The organism is Pelagibacterium limicola (assembly GCF_015694405.1).
GTDB lineage: Bacteria > Pseudomonadota > Alphaproteobacteria > Rhizobiales > Devosiaceae > Pelagibacterium > Pelagibacterium limicola.
Genome location: NZ_JADQDB010000001.1, coordinates 541,623 through 560,244, shown reverse-complemented (window position 1 = coordinate 560,244; position 18,622 = coordinate 541,623). Strand labels below are relative to the sequence as shown.

The 18,622-nt window shown below is 59.9% G+C and carries 18 protein-coding genes; 9 read left to right on the top strand and 9 right to left on the bottom strand.

Features of this window, described 5'->3' with window-relative positions; translation table 11 throughout:
- Together I2G20_RS02710 and I2G20_RS02705 are read right to left on the bottom strand one after the other, a co-directional pair.
- Positions 1–1,542 carry an ABC transporter substrate-binding protein gene (locus I2G20_RS02710; protein WP_196258128.1) on the bottom strand — a complete coding sequence of 514 codons (1,542 nt, stop codon included), beginning with the start codon at positions 1,540–1,542 and terminating at the stop codon, positions 1–3.
- 77 nt (positions 1,543–1,619) lie between these two features.
- The gene (locus I2G20_RS02705) at positions 1,620–2,330 is read right to left on the bottom strand and encodes an isochorismatase family protein (RefSeq protein WP_196258127.1); all 711 of its coding nucleotides are present in this window, start codon (positions 2,328–2,330) and stop codon (positions 1,620–1,622) included.
- A gap of 143 nt (positions 2,331–2,473) precedes the next feature.
- Between I2G20_RS02705 and I2G20_RS02700 the strand changes: the two genes are divergently transcribed.
- Positions 2,474–3,415, top strand: a complete 942-nt coding sequence (locus tag I2G20_RS02700) for a LysR substrate-binding domain-containing protein (RefSeq protein ID WP_196258126.1) — start codon at positions 2,474–2,476, stop codon at positions 3,413–3,415.
- Between the two features lie 163 nt (positions 3,416–3,578).
- Here I2G20_RS02700 and I2G20_RS02695 read toward each other — a convergent pair whose 3' ends face one another.
- Positions 3,579–4,433 carry a MurR/RpiR family transcriptional regulator gene (locus I2G20_RS02695; RefSeq protein ID WP_196258125.1) on the bottom strand — a complete coding sequence of 285 codons (855 nt, stop codon included), beginning with the start codon at positions 4,431–4,433 and terminating at the stop codon, positions 3,579–3,581.
- Between the two features lie 118 nt (positions 4,434–4,551).
- Between I2G20_RS02695 and I2G20_RS02690 the strand changes: the two genes are divergently transcribed.
- The 7 genes from I2G20_RS02690 to I2G20_RS02660 all read left to right on the top strand — a co-directional run bounded on the left by I2G20_RS02690 (position 4,552) and on the right by I2G20_RS02660 (position 12,358).
- Positions 4,552–5,331, top strand: coding sequence for an N-formylglutamate amidohydrolase (locus I2G20_RS02690; protein WP_196258124.1), 780 nt, complete (start codon positions 4,552–4,554; stop codon positions 5,329–5,331).
- Positions 5,324–5,836, top strand: coding sequence for a TRAP transporter small permease subunit (locus I2G20_RS02685; protein WP_196258123.1), 513 nt, complete (start codon positions 5,324–5,326; stop codon positions 5,834–5,836). The genes I2G20_RS02690 and I2G20_RS02685 overlap by 8 nt, the downstream gene beginning before the upstream one ends.
- The gene (locus I2G20_RS02680; protein ID WP_196258122.1) at positions 5,833–7,158 is read left to right on the top strand and encodes a TRAP transporter large permease; all 1,326 of its coding nucleotides are present in this window, start codon (positions 5,833–5,835) and stop codon (positions 7,156–7,158) included. Before I2G20_RS02685 ends, I2G20_RS02680 begins: the two co-directional genes overlap by 4 nt.
- 132 nt (positions 7,159–7,290) lie before the next feature.
- Entirely contained in the window at positions 7,291–8,361 is a 1,071-nt protein-coding gene (locus I2G20_RS02675) for a TRAP transporter substrate-binding protein (RefSeq protein WP_196258121.1), read from the top strand.
- Positions 8,362–8,430: 69 nt separating this feature from the next.
- Positions 8,431–9,792 carry a glutamine synthetase family protein gene (locus I2G20_RS02670; protein WP_196258120.1) on the top strand — a complete coding sequence of 454 codons (1,362 nt, stop codon included), beginning with the start codon at positions 8,431–8,433 and terminating at the stop codon, positions 9,790–9,792.
- A 22-nt stretch (positions 9,793–9,814) separates the two neighbouring features.
- Positions 9,815–11,194, top strand: coding sequence for an aldehyde dehydrogenase family protein (locus I2G20_RS02665; RefSeq protein ID WP_196258119.1), 1,380 nt, complete (start codon positions 9,815–9,817; stop codon positions 11,192–11,194).
- A gap of 9 nt (positions 11,195–11,203) precedes the next feature.
- A complete protein-coding gene (locus I2G20_RS02660; protein ID WP_196258118.1) occupies positions 11,204–12,358 on the top strand; it encodes an iron-containing alcohol dehydrogenase in 1,155 nt (384 codons plus the stop codon).
- Positions 12,359–12,412: 54 nt separating this feature from the next.
- Here the strand turns inward: I2G20_RS02660 and I2G20_RS02655 are convergent, their stop codons facing one another.
- Complete coding sequence (locus I2G20_RS02655) at positions 12,413–13,375, bottom strand: AraC family transcriptional regulator (RefSeq protein WP_196258117.1); 963 nt, start codon at positions 13,373–13,375, stop codon at positions 12,413–12,415.
- Between the two features lie 97 nt (positions 13,376–13,472).
- On the opposite strand from I2G20_RS02655, the gene I2G20_RS02650 reads away from it, so the two are divergent.
- Complete coding sequence (locus I2G20_RS02650) at positions 13,473–14,675, top strand: MFS transporter (protein ID WP_196258116.1); 1,203 nt, start codon at positions 13,473–13,475, stop codon at positions 14,673–14,675.
- Positions 14,676–14,875: 200 nt separating this feature from the next.
- On the opposite strand, the gene I2G20_RS02645 is transcribed toward I2G20_RS02650, so the two are convergent.
- From I2G20_RS02645 to I2G20_RS02625, 5 genes are all read right to left on the bottom strand, one after another.
- Positions 14,876–15,535 carry a DUF1236 domain-containing protein gene (locus tag I2G20_RS02645; RefSeq protein ID WP_196258115.1) on the bottom strand — a complete coding sequence of 220 codons (660 nt, stop codon included), beginning with the start codon at positions 15,533–15,535 and terminating at the stop codon, positions 14,876–14,878.
- Between the two features lie 77 nt (positions 15,536–15,612).
- Positions 15,613–15,813, bottom strand: a complete 201-nt coding sequence (locus tag I2G20_RS02640; RefSeq protein WP_196258114.1) for a hypothetical protein — start codon at positions 15,811–15,813, stop codon at positions 15,613–15,615.
- A 174-nt stretch (positions 15,814–15,987) separates the two neighbouring features.
- Complete coding sequence (locus I2G20_RS17425; RefSeq protein ID WP_196258113.1) at positions 15,988–17,364, bottom strand: ATP-binding protein; 1,377 nt, start codon at positions 17,362–17,364, stop codon at positions 15,988–15,990.
- Positions 17,361–18,026, bottom strand: coding sequence for a response regulator transcription factor (locus I2G20_RS02630; RefSeq protein ID WP_196258112.1), 666 nt, complete (start codon positions 18,024–18,026; stop codon positions 17,361–17,363). Before I2G20_RS02630 ends, I2G20_RS17425 begins: the two co-directional genes overlap by 4 nt.
- The gene (locus I2G20_RS02625; RefSeq protein WP_196258111.1) at positions 18,026–18,397 is read right to left on the bottom strand and encodes a PepSY domain-containing protein; all 372 of its coding nucleotides are present in this window, start codon (positions 18,395–18,397) and stop codon (positions 18,026–18,028) included. Before I2G20_RS02625 ends, I2G20_RS02630 begins: the two co-directional genes overlap by 1 nt.
- Between the last annotated feature and the right edge of the window lie 225 nt (positions 18,398–18,622).

Below are 18,622 nucleotides of genomic sequence, written 5' to 3'. Positions count from 1 at the left end.
CTATTCCTCGATGTCGACGTCGTAGAAGTTGACCTGAGCGAGGTAATTGATGTTCACCCCGGTCACCTCCGGCTTGCCCGGCCAAAAGACGTTGTTCGAGTAGGTTGGCAGGTAGGGCAGTTCGGTTGCGACGATCTGCTGAACCTGCTTGTACATCTCGAATGCCTTGTCCTTGTCGGGCTCGGCCCGTGCGGCTTCGAGCAGTTCCGTAACTTCGGGATTGTCGTACCTAGCCCCGTTCAACCCATTCGGCACCATGTTGTCAGGATGCAGGTAGCTGAAGAGGATCATGTCGGGGTTGACCGCGGGGAGCAGGCGCGAGGCGAGGTCGAAATCGCCTGCATTACGGCGCTGGTTGAAGGTCGGTGTATCGACCAGTTCCATTTCCATGTTGATGCCGGCCTGGCTGAGGAAATCGATCTGGAACTGCTGAAGCTCGGTAACACCCTGGGCTGAGGTGCCCAGATTCTTGAACGTGAAGCCGTCCGGATATCCCGCTTCCGTGAGAAGCGAGCGCGCCAGTTCCGGATCGTATTCGTATTTGGGGATGTCGTCGGTATAAACGTCCATCCAGGGTAGCAGCATGGAATAGTGCGGCTGGGTCAGGCTGGGAGAAATCGCCTGCGTTATGGAGACATAGTCCACTGCATGAGCCATGGCGCGGCGGACAAGTGGGTTGGAAAAGGGCTCGAACTCTGGATTGAGCACCGCGAGTACCACCGCATAATCGGTGACCGTATTCATGGTGAACCCTTCGGCGGCCAATGTTTCGAGGTTCTCCTCGCGATTGGCGCGCATCACCAGATCGACTTCACCGTTGCGTAGTGCAATGGTAGCGGTCGCCTCGTCCTTGATGATGTTGAAAACGATCGTCTCTATGGGCGCCGGGCCCATGTAATAGTCTTCGAACCGCTTAAGCACGATCTGCGAGCTGACATCGATCGACTCAAGATAATAGGGGCCGGTCCCGACTGGCTGCCATCGCACCTGGTCGCCCGCGTCTTCGATTGCCTTCTGGCTGACGATCTGGCCCTGATGGTAATTGGCGACCGTGTGTAGGAAGTTGCCGTTGGGCGCATCGAGTTCGATGATGATCGTATAGGGATCAGGCGCCTCCATCGAGACGATGCCGGCCAGTTCGGCGGCATAAGGGGAGGCGGTTGCCGGATCCATTATGCGGTTGAAACTGTAGATGACATCCGCAGCAGTAAATTCCCCATAGCCCTTCTGGAAGATCACGCCTTCACGCAGCTGGAAAGTCCAGGTCTTGTTGTCGGCGGTTTGCCACGACGTTGCCAGGTCAGGGATGATTGCGCCTGTTTCGCCGTCATAGGTCGTCAGGCCGCTGAAGATGTTGAACGCGATGTTCTCGTTCTCAATGCGGAAAATGTTGGCCGGATCGAACCCTGCCGGATCGTCGTAGAACCGAACGGTCAGCGTCTTGCCTTCAGCAAAGGCCGGACCGGTCAACATTAATGTGGTTGCGAGACTGGCCAGCACGGCCACGCCGGTTATCAGCCGTCTGCGGAAATTCCCTGTCATTTTCTTTCCCTCGAAGAGGATGGAGTGCTTCTTGCGCCGCTCCCCCGCCTCCAGGGAGCGGCGGGTTTGAGTATCGATTAGCTGGCCAAGCGGGCCGGCTCTGCCGCCGTGCCGCAATCCCGCAGGTAGGCCTTGGCCATGTCGAGCGTGACCACATCCGCGTATTTCTGATGCATGTCGTAGAGGTTCATGTAGTGCGAAGCTTCGGTGCGATCGAAAACACATTCCGAGACCACACCCACCTTGAAACGGGCCGTCGCCGCATCTACGACGCTGGCGCGCACGCAGCCGCTGGTCGTCTCTCCGCACATGATCACGGTGTCGATACCAAGGGACTGCAGGTGAAAGGCGAGGGGGGTGCCCTGGAATCCGCTTGGCGCGGTCTTTTCTATCACGACCTCACCGGCAATCGGCGCCACTTCGGCGACGATCTCTCCGCCCTTCTTGCGCATTTCCGCCGACATGGTCGAGGGACCGCGCTTGCGGTGGACCCAGGGTTTGATGCCGCTGTCGAGGCCCTTGACATGAACGACCGGAATGCCGCTTTCACGGGCGACGGCCAGAAGCTCAGCTGTCTTGTCGACGGCAGCCCAGCCCTCGAGCCCGGTGCTTGAAGGCCAGGTTTTCATCGATTCAAAGATTGGCTGACGCTCCAGTCCGAGCACGCTGTAATAAATGTCGATCAGTATGAGCGCGGGCTTGGTGCCAAATCCCGAGAGCTCCTTCTTGCCCCACTGTTGATCGTGCAGCTTGTCGCGTTCGCTGAGAAAAGGTTCCCATCCATACATTTTCAGTCTCCTTGATCTGAACCGCGTTGCCAAATGCCGGTTTGCCTAAAAAATAATCAACACGATTTCAGTGATTAGACTATTGGCATTTCGGCTGCGATCAAGCAAAACTAACTACGCGTAAACATAAGTCGGGCTTATAGATGCCATTGCCGCTGCCTTCACTCGCCAGCCTCAGATCATTCGAAGCGAGTGCGCGCCTTGAGAGTTTTTCCAAGGCCGCAAAGGAGCTTAATCTCACGCAGGCCGCCATCAGCCAGCAGATAAGGATTTTGGAAGACCGGATTGGCGGTGCGTTGTTCTTGCGCGAGGCACGACAGGTGAGGCTGACGGAACTTGGGCGGCTTTATCTGAGCCTGACCAATGAAGCCCTGCAGGAAATGGAAAGCGCCTTTGAAACCGCACGGGCGCTCGCACGACCCAATGCGCTGGTCGTCAAGGCAACGCACACATTCGCGGCCTATTGGCTTCTGCCCAGGCTGAACCGGTTTCAGGAACTTTGGCCGAACGCCAGCCTTACCGTGACAGCCGTGGAATCAATCGCCCAACTCGACGGTGTTGGGGACCTCGCGATCACCACAGGTCAGGATCAGTGGCAGAATTTTATGTCCAGAAAACTTTTCGACATCAATCTCGTCCCTGTGGCCTCGCCGGAGGTCGCGCATCGCACCGATCTCGGACACTTTCTTGCCGGGCACACGGACGCGATCATACACACCTTGCGACGGCTGGATGATTGGACACTCTGGTGCAAGGGGGCAGGCGTACCCACGCTTACGCTTGATCGTGGTACGATCCTGTTCAATTCGGCATTGTCCTATGCGGCGGCCGAGCAGGGCATGGGTATCGTAATTGCGGAAGAAGCCATGATAGCCGACCGCCTTGAGAGCGGCGATCTCGTGGAAGTCCACTCAGCCCGTGTCGCGGCCGGACGGGGATACTTTCTGCTCGAAGCGCGGGACCGGGCACGAAAACCCATCGTTGATGCGTTCGTGAACTGGGTCTTTGAGGAAATGGCTCAGACCGAAGCGTTGCTGGAAAATCGGCGCGTGCTCGGGACAAGCATTCGAAGTTATCGAAGCTGACGCACAGCGGGTGTGGAGACGCTTTGAACGGCTTTCTGGGCTGCCCTGGGCGGCCTGGTAGCACCCGTAGCGCTGACCACTTGGTGCTTGCGGGCAGGTGCGAGGATTGGCCGCAGGAGTCCTCCGCCACCAAAAGTATCCGGCGAGCGCTTTTGGGGTGCGGCTATCGCGTTTCGACCGCGCTGATCCTGTCCTCGGCGCTTGGCCATGCGAGTTCCGTGGTCCGGGCGATGATTGCTTCGGACAACGCGAAGAGGGTCATGTTGGCGTCCCACGTCCGGTCGACCGAAATTGCGCAAGGCAACACGGTCTTGGCGACCCGAGAGATTGGCGAGAGCCATTCGTCGGTTATCAGGATCACATGGACACGGCGAGCCGCCAGGCTGCACGCCGTCTCAAAGAGCGTATCGTCGTATCGCCGCACGTCGAACAGCACGGCGGTATCGCCGGGACGAATATCGAGCATTTGGTCGGCGCGGCTTGCGGGCCGCCCGTCGAGCCGGCGGATTCCGGGGCGAATGATCCGCAGATGGGCTTCGAGATACCCGGCGATCCAATCGGTGAAGCGACCCCCGGCCAGATGTACCCCATGCCGCAGGTCCGCGAGGCGCTTGCAGGTTGACTCGAATTCGGAAACCGGCATGCCCGCTGCGGTCCGATGGAGATTTTGGCTGGTTTGCGCAAAATAGCGGTCGAGCAGGTGACCTTCTTCCCGTGCGGGCTGGGGAGCGCTGCGTTGAAGAGGGGATTTCGTGCGCTCCTCGAGTTCCTCACGCAGAGCGCGCTGGAAGTCGGGATAGGATTTGAACCCAAGGCGCGCGACGAAGCGCAGGACCGTGGCCGGGCTCGCTTCGGAAGCCTTCGCAAATTCGGCCACCGGCGCAAAGCCGAGTGTGGGATAATTGGCCAGCAACCCGCGCGCGGCGCGCTTCTCGGCCGAGGTCATCGTCTGCATGGATTCGTGAATACGTACCTCGACACCGGCTGTTGCCGCCGGTTCGGCTTCGTTTCTCGCCATCTTCTCTCCCGTCGGGGCCCGGCAATTTCTGAAACCAGTATTTCAGTATTGACAGATATCCCCATTCCCGAATTACTGTTACAGAAGTTAACGGCGATGTCACGAGGGGAATGTGATAGTGCCCGGCGATACGGCAGTGATGACCGTGAATGCGGAAGGCGGCTCTCCTTTCGTGCTGGTGTGCGATCACGCCTCCAACCGGCTGCCGGACAAATACGGCGACATGGGCCTGCCTGCCGAAGCCCTTGTCAGCCATATCGCCTGGGACCCCGGCGCCATGGCGCTCTGCGAGGCAATGTCGGCAATTCTCGACGCCCCCGTGGTGGCCTCCACGGTGTCCCGCCTGGTTATCGACTGCAACCGCGATCTTGAGGCTCCGGATCTCGTCTGGACCTTGTCGGAAGCAACCCCCATAACCGCCAACGAACACCTTGAGGTCGAAGAGCGCGCCTATCGCATCGCGCACTTCCATAAGCCGTTCCACGATGCCATCGACGCCCTGCTCGATCGACGGTCCGGCAGGGACACGGTGCTAGTGTGCATGCATTCGTTTACGCCCGTCTATCTCGGTATTGCGAGACCCTGGCAGATCGGGGTTATTCATGGCCGGGACCCGGCGTTCACAGCCCATCTGCGGGATACCGTAGCTGATCTGGCACCCGATCTCGATATCGGTTGGAACCAGCCTTATGCCGCGCAGGACGGGGTCACGCTGACCCTGGAGCGGCATGGCGATACGCGCGGCTTGCCTGCCACGATGATCGAAGTACGCAACAACGAGATCGCGGACGACGCAAGCGTTTCTCGCTGGGCGGGGCTGCTGTCCGAGGCGCTCATCGCTGCGTACGGCCGATACAGCAAGCTCCTCTCTCGACTGGCGGAGACGGGTCATGCCTAGGCCGGTCGTCCTTTACGTGCGTTATGTCGACGCCTTCAACCGGTTCGTCGGCCGGTTTGCAATGTACCTCTTTTTCGCGCTTGGCGCGGTGCTGCTCTATTCCACCGCTTCACGCGTCTTTCTCGGCCAGCCGGTCAACTGGTCGCTTGAAATGAGTCAGTTCCTTCTCTCGGCCTACTACCTCCTGGGTGGCGCCTATACGATGCAGAACGATGCCCATGTGCGCATGGACCTCGTTTATGGTCGCATGTCTCCAAGAAGCAGGGCCATCACAGACGCGGTAACGATCCTGTTCGTCATCTTCTATCTCGCGGTTCTGTTCAGGGGCGGGCTGTCGAGCACGGAATATTCGATCACCTACAACCAGACCAATTACACATCTTGGGCGCCGCCGCTCTGGCCGATCAAGGTGGTCATGACCGTCGGCATCTTCCTCATGCTGCTGCAGGCGATTTCCCAGTTTTTCAAAGACATCGCCCAAGCCCTCGGGAAGCCGATCACATGAGTTCGGAGTTCATCACGCTCTTCATGTTCTCGACCATGCTGGTGCTGCTTGTCACAGGCCAGCGCGTGTTCGGCATCATCGGGTTCGTCGGTGCGGCGGCCGCACTCTGGCTCTGGGGCGCCGGCAGCGCGGAACTGCCGTTCAATGCCGCCTTCAAACTCCTCAACTGGTTTCCGCTCATCACGGTGCCCTTCTTTGTCTTCATGGGGTTCATCCTCTCGGAAAGCGGCATCGCCTCGAACCTTTACCGCATGTTTCATATCTGGTTCGGCCCGGTGCGCGGAGGACTGGCGCTCGGAACGATAGGGCTGATGGTGCTGATCTCGTGCATGAACGGGCTTTCGGTCGCCGGCATGGCCATCGGCGCGACGGTGGCGCTGCCCGAACTTTTGAAGCGCGGTTACGACAAGCGCATGGTTACCGGCGTCGTGCAGGCCGGGTCCTCATTGGGCATTCTCGTGCCGCCCAGTGTCGTTCTGGTGCTCTATGCAATGATCGCGCGCCAGCCGGTGCTGCAGCTCTGGCTGGCCGGCATACTGCCAGGGTTGATGATGGCCGCTCTTTTTGCCGCCTATATCTACATCCGTTGCCGCATTCAGCCCGAACTGGCCCCTGCCATGCCCGAAGAGGAACGCGCCGCGATCACGCGTTCCGAAAAGATAAGAGCTCTGTCTGCAGGGTTGTTACCGCTCGGTGTGTTCGGCATCATGATGGGATTGTTTCTTGCCGGGGTGACCAGCCTTGTCGAAAGCGCGGCGGTGGGGGCCCTGCTCGCAACGCTCGCGGCATTCTTTTCGGGGCGTTTGACCAAGTTCGTCTTCGAGGAGTCCACGCGCAAGACCCTCAATATTTCGGCGATGTTCCTCTGGATCATCCTTGCAGCGCTCTGCTTCGGGGCGGTCTATGACGGGCTGGGCGCAGTGCGCGCAATAAGAACGCTCCTGCTCGATACTTGGGATCTGGAACCCTGGACCATCCTCATCATGATGCTGCTCAGCTTTGTGATCCTCGGGATGTTCCTTGACGACACGGCCATGCTCGTCATCGTCGCGCCGCTCTATATTCCGCTGGTCATTGCGCTCGGGTTCAACCCGATCTGGTTCGGCGTGCTCTACACCATCACCTGCCAGATCGCCTACATAACCCCGCCGTTCGGCTACAACCTGTTCCTGATGCGCGCGATGGCGCCGCCCGAAATCACGCTCGGGGACATCTATCGCTCCATCACGCCGTTCGTCGCACTGATGGTCCTTTCGATCATTCTTATCATGATTTTCCCCGACATCGCCCTTTGGCTGCCCAACCTCTATTCGGGCCGCTAGGGGAAGAAAGGAGGCCAGTCCGATCAGACCGAGACCGAATTGTGGATCACTGAGGGCCGGAGTGGGACCGGATATCCGGAATGGGCGCTCGAGGACATGTGAAATCCAAGTAAAAGGAAGGGAACTCCAAGTATGACCGACAAGATCATCAAGCCATCACGCCGCGACTTTTTCAAAAAAGCCGGCCTCGCGACCGCAGGTGCGGTCGGCACCACGACGCTGGCCATGCCGTATGTCAAGGCCCAGGCGCCGATCCGCTGGCGCATGCAGACCTATGCCGGCCCGGCGCTCGCCGAACATGTCATCAAGCCTTCGATCGATGCCTTCAACAAGGCGGCGAACGGGGAAATGGAAATCGAACTCTATACCGCCGATCAGCTCGTGAGCCAGGGTGAGCTGTTCCGTGCCGTCCAGCAGGGAACAATCGATGCTGCTCAGTCTGACGACGACTCGATGGCCTCGCCCGTCGATGTTTCCGTCTTCGGCGCCTATTTCCCGTTCTCCTCGCGTTACAGCCTCGATATCCCCGTGCTCTGGGAGTGGTATGGACTGCGCGAGATATGGGAAGAAGCCTATGCCGAAATCCCCGGGGTGCATTGGATTTCGACCGGCGCGTGGGACCCCTGCAACTTCGTCACCACCAAACCGATCCGCTCGCTGGCTGATCTACAGGGACTTCGAGTCTTCACATTTCCGACCGGCGGGCGTTTCCTTTCGCGCTTCGGCGTGGTGCCTGTCACCCTTCCCTGGGAAGACATCGAAGTCGCCATCCAGACCGGTGAAATCGATGGCGTCGCCTGGTGCGGCGCGACCGAAACCTATACGGTTGGATGGGCCGATATCACGAGCTACTATCTCACCAACAACATCAATGGTGCCTGGGCCGGATCGTATTTTGCCAACCAGGAGCGCTGGGACGAGTTGCCTGAGCATTTGAAGACAATCTTCAAGCTCACCATCGATTCCTCGCACTATTACCGTCAGCACTGGTACTGGTGGGGCGAAGCGCACTACCGCACCACTGGCGGCAAGCTCGAGTTGACCACTATTCCGGAAGCGGAATGGAAAACGGTCGAAGACGAGGCCCTGGCGTTCTGGGACGAGGTCGCGGAAACCTCGGACCGCAACCGGCGCGTCGTCGAGATCTTGAAGAAATACGCCGAGACAATGCGCGGTGCCGGCGCACCCTACCGCTACACCTGACCATCGGGAGACGGACGCGACGGCATCACACGTCGCGTCCGTTCGTCTTTCGCCAGAGGGGAACCATAAATGCCTGCATATTCGCTCGACGCTCTCAAGGCCGATATCGGTGCGGGAACCATCGATACGGTTCTTGTCTGTTTCCCGGACATGCAGGGGCGATTGATCGGCAAAAGATTCCAGGCCGAATTTTTCCTTGAGGGGGCGCTCGAAGAAACACATGGTTGCGATTATCTTCTGGCTAACGACATCGACATGGAGCCGGTGCCGGGCTATTCGGCAGCGAACTGGGAGAAGGGCTATGGCGATTTCGTCATGGTCCCCGATCTCGGGACGCTGATGAAAGCCGCGTGGCTCGAGGGCACCGCGATTGTTCTTTGCGATCTTGTCGATCATCACCATCACGAGCCGGTGCCGCACTCGCCCCGCGCGGTTCTCAAGAGACAGCTTGCTCGGCTCAAGGCGCTCGGCCTGTCGGCCAATTTCGCATCCGAACTCGAATTCTATCTGTTCGATGAGGACTACCGCACGATCTTTGAAAAGGGCTATCGCGGGCTCAAGGCGGCTGGCTACTACATCGAGGATTACCACATCTTCCAGACGACCAAGGAAGAAGGCGTCATCCGAGCAATGCGGCGTCAGTTGCAGGCTTCCGGTATTCCCATAGAGAATTCCAAGGGCGAATGGGGACCGGGACAGGAAGAGCTCAATGTCAAATATGCCGAGGCGCTCACCATGGCCGACCGGCATGTGGTGATGAAGAACGCGATGAAGGAAATTGCCCACGCCCAAGGCAAAGCCATTACCTTCATGGCCAAATGGGATTACGGGCTGGCCGGTTCCTCGAGCCACATCCACATGTCGCTGGCCCGTGACGGCAACAACGCCTTTATCGACGAGAGCGACGATTTGGGCATGTCGAGCCTGATGAAGTCGTTCGTCGCCGGCCAGCTCAAATATGCCGACGACATCACCGTATTCCTTGCGCCCTACGTCAATTCCTACAAGCGCTTCCAGTCGGGCACGTTTGCGCCGACCAAGGTCACCTGGAGCCGCGATAACCGGACAGCGGGCTTCCGGCTGTGCGGGGAAAACACCAAAGGCGTGCGCATCGAATGCCGGATCGGCGGCGCCGATCTCAACCCCTATCTCGCATATGCCGGGCTGATTGCGGCCGGGCTGAAGGGAATTGAGGAAAATCTGGTTCTCGAAGCCCCCTTTTCTGGCGATGCCTACGGGGCCGGCCAACTGCGCGATATCCCGAAAACGCTGCGCGATGCAATCGCGGCGCTGGAAGGCTCCTCGATGCTGCGCGAGGCGTTGGGAGAGGCTGTGGTCGATCACTACGTACACACTGCCCGATGGGAACAGCTTGAGTATGACCGCCGCGTCACCGACTGGGAACTCCGGCGCGGTTTTGAGCGGTACTAGTTTTTAACGACAGGAATTGGACATGGCCGACACGGTCAAGATCATCTCGCCCGTCAACGGGCAAGTTTATGCGGAGCGCAGGGTCGCCACCGGTAGCGAAATCGAGGCAGCGATATCGCGCGCCAGGGCGGCCCAGCGGGACTGGCGCCGGGCTTCGCTTGCCGAACGTGCTGATGCCGTGACAAAATTCATCGATGCGCTTGTGGCGGTGAATGACGAGATCGTTCCCGAACTCGCCTGGCAAATGGGCCGCCCGGTCCGATATGGCGGCGAGAAGCGAGGCGTTGAAGAGCGTGGGCGCTACATGATCGATCTCGCTCCTCATGCCCTGGCCCCCGTCGTTCCGGCGGAAAAACCGGGCTTCGTTCGGCGCGTGATCCGTGAACCAGTTGGAATCGTGCTGGTCATCGCGCCATGGAACTATCCCTTTATGACTGCGCTCAACTCCATCGTGCCGGGGCTGGTTGCAGGTAATGCCGTGATCCTCAAGCACGCAACGCAAACACTGCTCGTCGGCGAGCGCATTGCTGCCGCCGCCAAAGCGGCCGGGCTGCCCGAGGGGCTCTTCCAGAATCTCGTACTTTCCCATGCCGATACCGAGGCGCTGATCGGCTCAGGCCGGATCGATCATATCCAGTTCACCGGATCGGTCGAGGGCGGGCGCCGCATCGAGAAGGCTGCTGCAGGCACCTTTGCCTCCATGGGGCTTGAACTCGGCGGCAAGGACCCGGCCTATGTGTGCGCCGACGCCGATCTCGATGACGCCGTGAGCAACCTGGTCGATGGTGCGTTCTTCAATTCGGGTCAAAGCTGCTGCGGGGTCGAGCGCATCTATGTTGCCGCGCCGGTGTTCGAGAATTTCCTCGATCGGTTTGTCGAAAATGCCAAAGGCTGGACACTCGGCGATCCCTTCGACCCTGAAACGGTCGTTGGGCCGATGGCCCAGACGCGGTTTGCCGATCATGTACGCGGGCAGATTGCCGAAGCTGAACGCAAGGGCGCCCGCGCGTTGCTCAATTCGAGCGCCGGGCGGGGCGAGGGTTCACCCTGGCTTGCTCCGGAAATCCTTGTCGACGTCAATCACCAGATGTCCATTATGACCGAGGAGAGCTTCGGCCCGGTGGTCGGGATCATGAAGGTCGCTGACGATGAGGAAGCCATAAGCCTGATGAACGACAGCCCTTACGGGTTGACGGCTTCGGTGTGGACCGCCGACCTCGATGTCGCAGCGCGGCTGGCCAATGAACTCGAAACCGGCACCGTTTTTGCCAATCGCTGCGACTATATCGATCCCGCCCTATGCTGGACTGGGGTCAAGGACACTGGCAAGGGTGGTGCGATGGGCGAACTCGGCTATCACGCACTCACCCAGCCCAAATCCATTCACCTAAAATCCCTCTGAGATCCGCAAATGACCATCAAGGCCAATTGGAACTACCCGACATCCGTGCGCTTCGGCACCGGACGCATTGCCGAACTGCCCGAGGCACTCAAGGCTACAGGCATCGCCAAGCCGCTGCTCGTTACCGACAAGGGTCTTTCGGACCTGCCCGTCACGCAGAACACAATCAAGCTGCTTCGGGACGCAGGGATTGAGGTTAGGCTGTTCGCCGATGTCAAACCCAATCCCGTTGCAGCCAATGTCGAGGCCGGGGTCAAGGTGTTACGCGAGGGCGGGCATGATGGCGTGATCGCCTTCGGTGGCGGGTCGGGGCTCGACACGGCCAAGGTCATCGCCTTCATGGCGGGGCAGACCCGGCCGATGTGGGACTTCGAGGATATTGGAGACTGGTGGACCCGCGCCGATCCTAAGGGCATCCTGCCCATTATCGCAGTGCCGACGACAGCGGGTACGGGCTCGGAAGTCGGGCGCGCCGGGGTCATTACCGATGAGGAGACGCACACAAAGAAGGTGATTTTCCACCCCATGATGATGCCGAAGGTGGTGATCGCTGACCCGGAATTGACCGTCGGTATGCCGCGCTTCATCACCATCGGTACCGGGTTCGATGCGCTGGCCCATTGCCTCGAGGCCTATTGCGCGCCTGGATATCACCCGCTCGCGGATGGTATTGCGCTTGAGGGCATTAGGCTTTCGGTCGAAAATCTGCCAAAAGTTGCGGCCAATCCAAATGATATCGAAGCGCGCGGGCACATGATGAGCGCAGCGGCAATGGGTGCGACCGCTTTCCAAAAGGGACTAGGCGGCATTCATGCGCTCTCCCATCCGGTCGGTGCGCTCTATGACACCCATCATGGCATGACCAACGCGGTGTTCATGCCCTATGTGCTGGCTGCCAATCGGCGGGCCATCGAAGAGCGGATAGTTCGACTGGCTGCCTATCTCGGTCTCGAAGCGAGTTTTGATGCCTTCATGAAAGCTGTTCTGGATCTGCGCGCCGCGCTTGACGTGCCGCATACCCTGCCCGAGTTTGGAGTGGATTCCGGACGCCGCGACGAGATTGCCGACAAGGCCATCGTCGACCCCACGGCAGGCGGTAATCCGGTGGCGCTCACTCGCGAGTTGGCGCTCGATATCTTCGACCGGGCAATGGCCGGTAACTGACGTCCCTGCCCTTGGGAGCGTTGGCAATAAGTGCCGACCGGAATGCGATTGCGGTCACGTTTTCTGCGCCGCGGTGTCCCGACTTCTGGCGTGGCCGGGCGGATACCCCACGAAGCGTTTGTAGGCGCGGCTGAAGGCAGCGTGGGACTGATATCCGAGCCGCCGGGCGGCCTGATCGATCGGCACGCGGTCGCGCATGATCCATTGGGTCCCCAATCGCATGCGCAAGGCGGTCACATAGCGCAGCGGGGTATGTCCTGTGGCAGCCGCGAACCGTTCAACGAAAACCGATCGTGAACTGCCCATGAGTGCAGCCATATTCTCCAGCGTCCAGTTGTGCCCCGGATCACGGTGCACCGCGGAAAGGACGCGACCGAGCCGTTCGTCTCGCAGGGCGGCGATCCAGCCTGTCGAGTCGCCGCAATCACATTCGATCCATCCTCTTATGACGGACGCGGCGATCACATCGGCGAGGCGTGCGAGGATGCTCGCGGTACCAGCTCTTTCGGAAGCCATCTCGCGTTCCATTGCCGCAAGCAATGGCTGAATCTCAGGCTGGCGGTCCAAGAGTGAACTGACACGCAATACGTCCGGCATCAGATCGAGCAACGGATGCAGTGTTGCCATTTCAAATTCGAGGCGCGCGGTAAACATCAATATGTCCTGAGAGCGGCACGCCTCCTCCTTATGGGCATCGACCGTGCAAAATCCTTCGCAAAGCGACAACGACGGCAGACTCTCGAACGGCATCGGCCGGACGTCAGGACCTGACGCGATGGCATGCGCCCTGCCGCGCGGGAGCAACAAGGCGTCCCCGCACGAAATCGGCGTCGGTGACTCGTCCCCCTCAAGTTTGAGAAATGCCTTTCCGCTTACAAGAAAATGGAACTGGGCATCGCTGGTTGCCGGAAAGGCGAGACCAAATGGTGGAGAAAACAGGAGCTTGGAATAGCTGGCCCCCCGCAGTCGCATGCCGGAAAGAAGTTCACTGACGGGGTCGGCTGGGACGGCAACCATAGTTCCGGACTTTCAATCAAATAAAACGGAATTCATGTGATCGATCATCTGTCAGATTTTCCGTCCTGACAACCGCAAAAGGACGGACGTTGTTATCATGACCACCAATACCGACGCTGTGAAGGGTGAGGCCGTAACGGTTCCCGCCTGGGCGGCTGTTTTTTCACTCAGCCTTGGTGTCTTCGGCCTGGTCGGAGCAGAATTTCTGCCCGCCAGCCTTTTGACACCAATCGCCGCCGATCTGGGCATTACCGAAGGCCTCGCGGGACAAGCCGTGACCGCCACAGCAATAATGGGTGTCGTTTCCGGTCTCACCGTTGCCTCGGTTACGCGCTTGCTCGATCGTCGGCAGGTCTTGCTGGGCTTTTCCCTCATTCTTGTGATTTCCAATCTCATTGTCGCAAGTGCGCATACGCTGCCGGTCTTGCTGTTCGGACGCCTTCTGCTCGGCGTGTCGCTGGGTGGCTTTTGGGCCTTATCGACCGCACTCGTCATGCGGCTCGTGCCGCAGGCGAGCGTGCCGAAAGCATTGTCGATCGTCGTTTCCGGCGTTTCGGCGGCCACCATTTTTTCCGCCCCGGTGGGCAGCTACGCTGGCGACATATGGGGTTGGAGGACCGTCTTTGTTGGCGCCGCCGGTGTAGGCGTCGTCACTTTCCTCGTCCAGCTGGCTGTGCTGCCGTCCCTGCCTCCCAGGGGAAAGGTGAATTTGGGCACTCTGGTGCGACTGTTGGCCCGCCCCGGTATTGGCCTTGCCATGATTGCCGTCTTGCTCGTCTTTACCGGGCATATGTCCATGTTCACCTACGTACGTCCATATCTTGAGGACGTCACCGGGGCCGGCGTTGCCGCCATTGCAGCGGCACTGCTGGCATTCGGCATCGCCAACTTCGTGGGAAACTATCTCGGAGGTTTCCTTGTCGCGCGTTCCTTGCGCGCTACGTTGGCATCCATGCCTCTGGTCATCGCGGCAATGGCTTTTCTGCTCGCGGGTAGCGGGCCGGGCTACCCTACGGCTCTCGTACTTGTCGTCGTTTGGGGCCTGGCCTTCGGGACGGTCCCGGTGGCGTGGTCGGCATGGATCGCGCGGTCGGTGAACGATGAGGCCGAAAGCGGGGGCGGGTTACTCGTCGCGGCCATCAACTTCGCCATTGCGACGGGAGCTGCCCTCGGCGGCATTATCCTCGACCTAATTGGGATTGAAAGTGTCTTTGTCGCCAATGGGACGGTGCTGATCTTTGCCTCCGCTGTGGTGGCGCTGGGCGCCGGCGCAGCGCGTACAGCACCAGCACCGACCTGACGGTGCGCCGAGGTTGATCGGATAGGAAGGCGGTCCTTGGTCTTCGCCGTCTACAAAAGCAGCGGGGGGCGCGTTCGCTTTGGTGAAAACCCCCCGCAGCCAGTCCTTTGGAGCACATTCCAGACGGAGGTGCGGCTCGCCGCTTGGGGTCTTCGAACCAGCGGGCGACCTGGGGCCGCTCGCTGTTAGGCAGCGCTATATTAGCGGAAGACGTAGACGATCTGCCGGTCAGCCGGCGAGATCAGCACAGGTACACCGTTGATATAAGCGTAACTGTACTCATAGTCCGGAATGGGCGTGATGGTCACGGTTTCGGGAAGCCGGGCACCAACGACCACTTCACCTTCGAGATAGACCGTGGTGACGGGGTTGGAGGTCACATAGGTCCGCGCGGTTTCGGGTGGATCGATGACAATACCAGCGGTTGCTCCGATCGCCCCGCCTACAGCGGCGCCGATCGGTCCACCGATCAGGGCACCAGCCACCGCGCCACCGGCGGCGCCGGTCACTGCGGAGTTGGCGGTCGTATCGGCCTCAACCGGGCCAATCAATTCGGCCGGGCGCTGGGTCAGCACTATCGCCTGGCCCTGAGCATCGACGGTCAGATAATCGGAATATGCCCAACCGACAGTGCCGGCGTATTCCACCTGGCACCACATGCTTTGATCGAGGCACCCTTGGACAACGGCAGTGCTGCCGTTGGCGATTACGCCGACGACTGGGTGTTGCGGTCCAGGACCGGAGCGGATGTTGAGGTCGACCGTGGCGGTTGCGGTGGCTGTCTGCGCCAACGCTGCACCGGTCATGAGCAGGCCGGCAGTGCCGGCGAGAAATGCTTTTGCAAGAGCTGTCTTTTTCATTTGAGGTCTCCCTTTGCGGGGTTGGAGAAGAGCGGGAGGATAGTGCCGGTCGACGTGTTCGACGCCAACACGGTCGGCTATTCGCGGATCGTGACTTCCGGCAGATCGACCGTTACCGAGCCGTGCTCTCCAGCGCCGCCGATATACCAGAGCAGCAGCGATGCGAGCAGGATGGCCACTATGATGCCGGCGACGATGACGAACGGATCGGTGCCCGTCGTGACCACGGTCTCTTGCTCCAGTGGGCGTTCAACCATGGTTTCGTGTTCGATGGTCATAGCTATTCTCCCGTCTGACTAGGTGCGCACGGTGGCCGCGGGGGGCCAATTGGCCACCGTGCGCACATCGATCAATGTCGACCTCCCCATAACGGAGGCGCGCGCAGGCGGTTCCAATATAACTTGTTGATTTTACTGTGATTTTTCTGACGTGAATGTCAGCAGATTGTCAGGTTAGGCGCCGCCTTCGTCGGGGAATGCCCTTCTTTCCGGTGACAAGGGCAGCGCAAGGGTCGCCATGAGCCCTCCAAGCGATGACTTTCCAATCTCGAGGTGCCCCTCGTTAAGGGTGGCTATATCAAAAGCGATGGCAAGGCCGAGCCCTGTCCGGTCCCCTTTTTCGTCAAAGCGCACGCCACGCTCAAAGGCGGAAGCGATTTCTGCATCGCTCATGCCGGGGCCATCGTCGGCGATAACGACTTCAGCCATGGATTCTGTTTGCGACACGGCGATTTCAATTCTCGCCCGCGCGTGGCGGACGGCATTTTCGAGAAGGACGCCTATCAGCTCGATGAGGTCATGTCGGTCTATCCTGACCCAGAGGTCGATGGGACAGTCGATGTTCCATGCCAGCGCCTCGCCTTTCGTGGTTTTCTGCAACACGTTAGCAGCCTGGTCGATCGGTCGGCAGAGTTGGGTCTGGGCCTCTCCGGACGCCGCCCGGAGCCGCAATTGCGTGAGGCGGAGTTGATAATCTACGCGGTCCGTCATGACCGTGCACAAGGTCTCGACGGCGTGAGCCTCTTCGTGATCGCCTAGCCTTCTCAAGCGATCAGCCGTGGCCTGCAAGGCGGAGAGAGGCGTCCGCAGACCATGCGCCAAATCGGCGGCTCTTGCCCGCGCAAATTCCAGTGAGGTGCGCTGCTCGGCGAGCATGGCATTGAATTGGGCGGTCAAGGGCGCCAGCTCCAGGGGAAGACCGTCGTTTAGGCTCTGGGCACGGCCTGCCCTTATATCTTGCAATCCCACCCGCAACCTGTGGAGCGGAGCAAGGCCCAGGTGAACCTGGAGAAATGCGGCAACCAGCAGAAGCAGCCACACCAGAAGAATGGCGGGGACCATCTGGGTCGCAAAGCGCCGGACCGCCCGGTCGATGTCGGCTTGGTCCTGGGCTAGCGTTACCCGGAAAGAGGGCATGTCCGGATTTAGTGTGGATCGCACCACGCGGCTGAGGACAATCAGTTTTGAACCTGACGGGCCATCCAGCCAGGCGATTGTGCCATCCGCCGCTGGATCGGGAAACAAAGCCCAATCGAAAAGCGAGGGTGAGCGTAGCAATCTGCCGTCCAGCGTATTCTCGACCTGCCAATAAAGGCCGCCATAGGGTAGTTCGTATCGGGGGTCGGCGAGCGGCTGAACCAATGTGGCGAGAGCGGAAGGGTCGAGTTCGGCGACCACCCGGTTCAGGCTGGCCCGAAGATCTGCAGCGGCCCCGGCTATCACGTGTTCCCGGAACAGGCCGACCATGATCGCACCCAAGGCGATCAATGCCACTGCAATCCAGATGGCTGCCCCCAGCAGCAATCGCCAGCGCAGGGATGTCCCCGTCACCGCGGTCGCTCCTCGACATAATATCCAAAGCCTCTTTGCGTCTTGATTATCTCGGGTCCGAGGCGCTTGCGTACTCGAGCGACCAGCCGTTCGATGGAGTTGAAATCCCGGGGCGATTTGGTGTCGTGCAAGTATTCGGAAAGTTCGGATTGGGATACGACCTTTCCGGCTTTTTGGGCAAGATAGGCAAGCAGCCGGTATTCGAAAGGCGGCATGGGAACTAGGTCCCCATTGCGCCGAACCTCCTTGCCTTGCGTCTGAAGAACGAGATCGCCGATTTCAATCCTTGTGCGGGAGGGTTCGGCTGTTCGCCGCAGGATAGCCTTGATGCGTGCGAGCAGTTCTTCGGAACGGAAAGGCTTTACGAGATAGTCGTCCGCCCCCGCCTCAATGCCATCCACGCGCTCGGCCCAATGGCTGCGTGCGGTGAGCACGATAATAGGCGTGGACATTCCGCTCGCGCGCCATTGCCTGAGCAAGGTCATGCCATCGAGCCCCGGCAGCCCAAGATCGAGAACGATGATATCGAAGTTCTCTTCCATGGCGACCGGCCAGGCCTGTTCGCCGTTCGCGACTTGGCGCACGGAAAACTCAGCCTCTCCGAGGGCGGAAGTGACGGTGGCCGATATACGGATATCGTCTTCGACGATGAGCGCGCGCATTATCGCCTCACCACAGGGTTTCCCGTATTCGCATAATAGTAGAGGTATTCCAGGGTCCCGTCCTCAAGCAGCATAAGCACCTGATAAAGAAGGACACCCTCCACCGTGACGAGCCTGCCGTCTATGAAGTCCCCTCTAGCCGTTTTGCGGGCCTGATCGAGTACGACGCCGAAAGATACAGCTCGCCCGGTCTGGACCGCTTCCAACGCGAGGTCCTTCTGGTTGGGATTTCCAGCCTGGGGGAGCCCCGGGCCATCTTGGGCGGGTGGCGGACTGGCGGGCTGCGGCGTGCCGGCACCCGTTGCGTGGTCGGGCGGACCGTTCCCGCCGCTGGCTGCGTAGTCGGGCGGGGTCGCGGGGGAATTTTCCAATCCTGGGGGTGTCTCCGGAGGCCCGCCATTGCCGGGGTTTTGAGCGGAGGCCACCTCGGGGGCCAGCGTGGGCCCCAACAATGCCACCAAGATCCAAAATCTCGAAGTCACGTCAGTATCCAGATTTACCGTACACAGCCTAAAACGCTGCTGGCGCGTTTTTGTGCCCGCTATCCCCAACGGTCAGCTCGGTTGCCCGTTTGGAACACTGCCCTATGCTACCCT

Bases quoted from the DNA above. Each gene is read 5' to 3' on its own strand.
- I2G20_RS02710 (WP_196258128.1), bottom strand. From the start codon at position 1,542: ATGACAGGGAATTTCCGCAGACGGCTGATAACCGGCGTGGCCGTGCTG.
- I2G20_RS02705 (WP_196258127.1), bottom strand. From the start codon at position 2,330: ATGTATGGATGGGAACCTTTTCTCAGCGAACGCGACAAGCTGCACGAT.
- I2G20_RS02700 (WP_196258126.1), top strand. From the start codon at position 2,474: ATGCCATTGCCGCTGCCTTCACTCGCCAGCCTCAGATCATTCGAAGCG.
- I2G20_RS02695 (WP_196258125.1), bottom strand. From the start codon at position 4,433: ATGGCGAGAAACGAAGCCGAACCGGCGGCAACAGCCGGTGTCGAGGTA.
- I2G20_RS02685 (WP_196258123.1), top strand. From the start codon at position 5,324: ATGCCTAGGCCGGTCGTCCTTTACGTGCGTTATGTCGACGCCTTCAAC.
- I2G20_RS02680 (WP_196258122.1), top strand. From the start codon at position 5,833: ATGAGTTCGGAGTTCATCACGCTCTTCATGTTCTCGACCATGCTGGTG.
- I2G20_RS02675 (WP_196258121.1), top strand. From the start codon at position 7,291: ATGACCGACAAGATCATCAAGCCATCACGCCGCGACTTTTTCAAAAAA.
- I2G20_RS02670 (WP_196258120.1), top strand. From the start codon at position 8,431: ATGCCTGCATATTCGCTCGACGCTCTCAAGGCCGATATCGGTGCGGGA.
- I2G20_RS02665 (WP_196258119.1), top strand. From the start codon at position 9,815: ATGGCCGACACGGTCAAGATCATCTCGCCCGTCAACGGGCAAGTTTAT.
- I2G20_RS02660 (WP_196258118.1), top strand. From the start codon at position 11,204: ATGACCATCAAGGCCAATTGGAACTACCCGACATCCGTGCGCTTCGGC.
- I2G20_RS02655 (WP_196258117.1), bottom strand. From the start codon at position 13,375: ATGGTTGCCGTCCCAGCCGACCCCGTCAGTGAACTTCTTTCCGGCATG.
- I2G20_RS02650 (WP_196258116.1), top strand. From the start codon at position 13,473: ATGACCACCAATACCGACGCTGTGAAGGGTGAGGCCGTAACGGTTCCC.
- I2G20_RS02645 (WP_196258115.1), bottom strand. From the start codon at position 15,535: ATGAAAAAGACAGCTCTTGCAAAAGCATTTCTCGCCGGCACTGCCGGC.
- I2G20_RS02640 (WP_196258114.1), bottom strand. From the start codon at position 15,813: ATGACCATCGAACACGAAACCATGGTTGAACGCCCACTGGAGCAAGAG.
- I2G20_RS02630 (WP_196258112.1), bottom strand. From the start codon at position 18,026: ATGCGCGCGCTCATCGTCGAAGACGATATCCGTATATCGGCCACCGTC.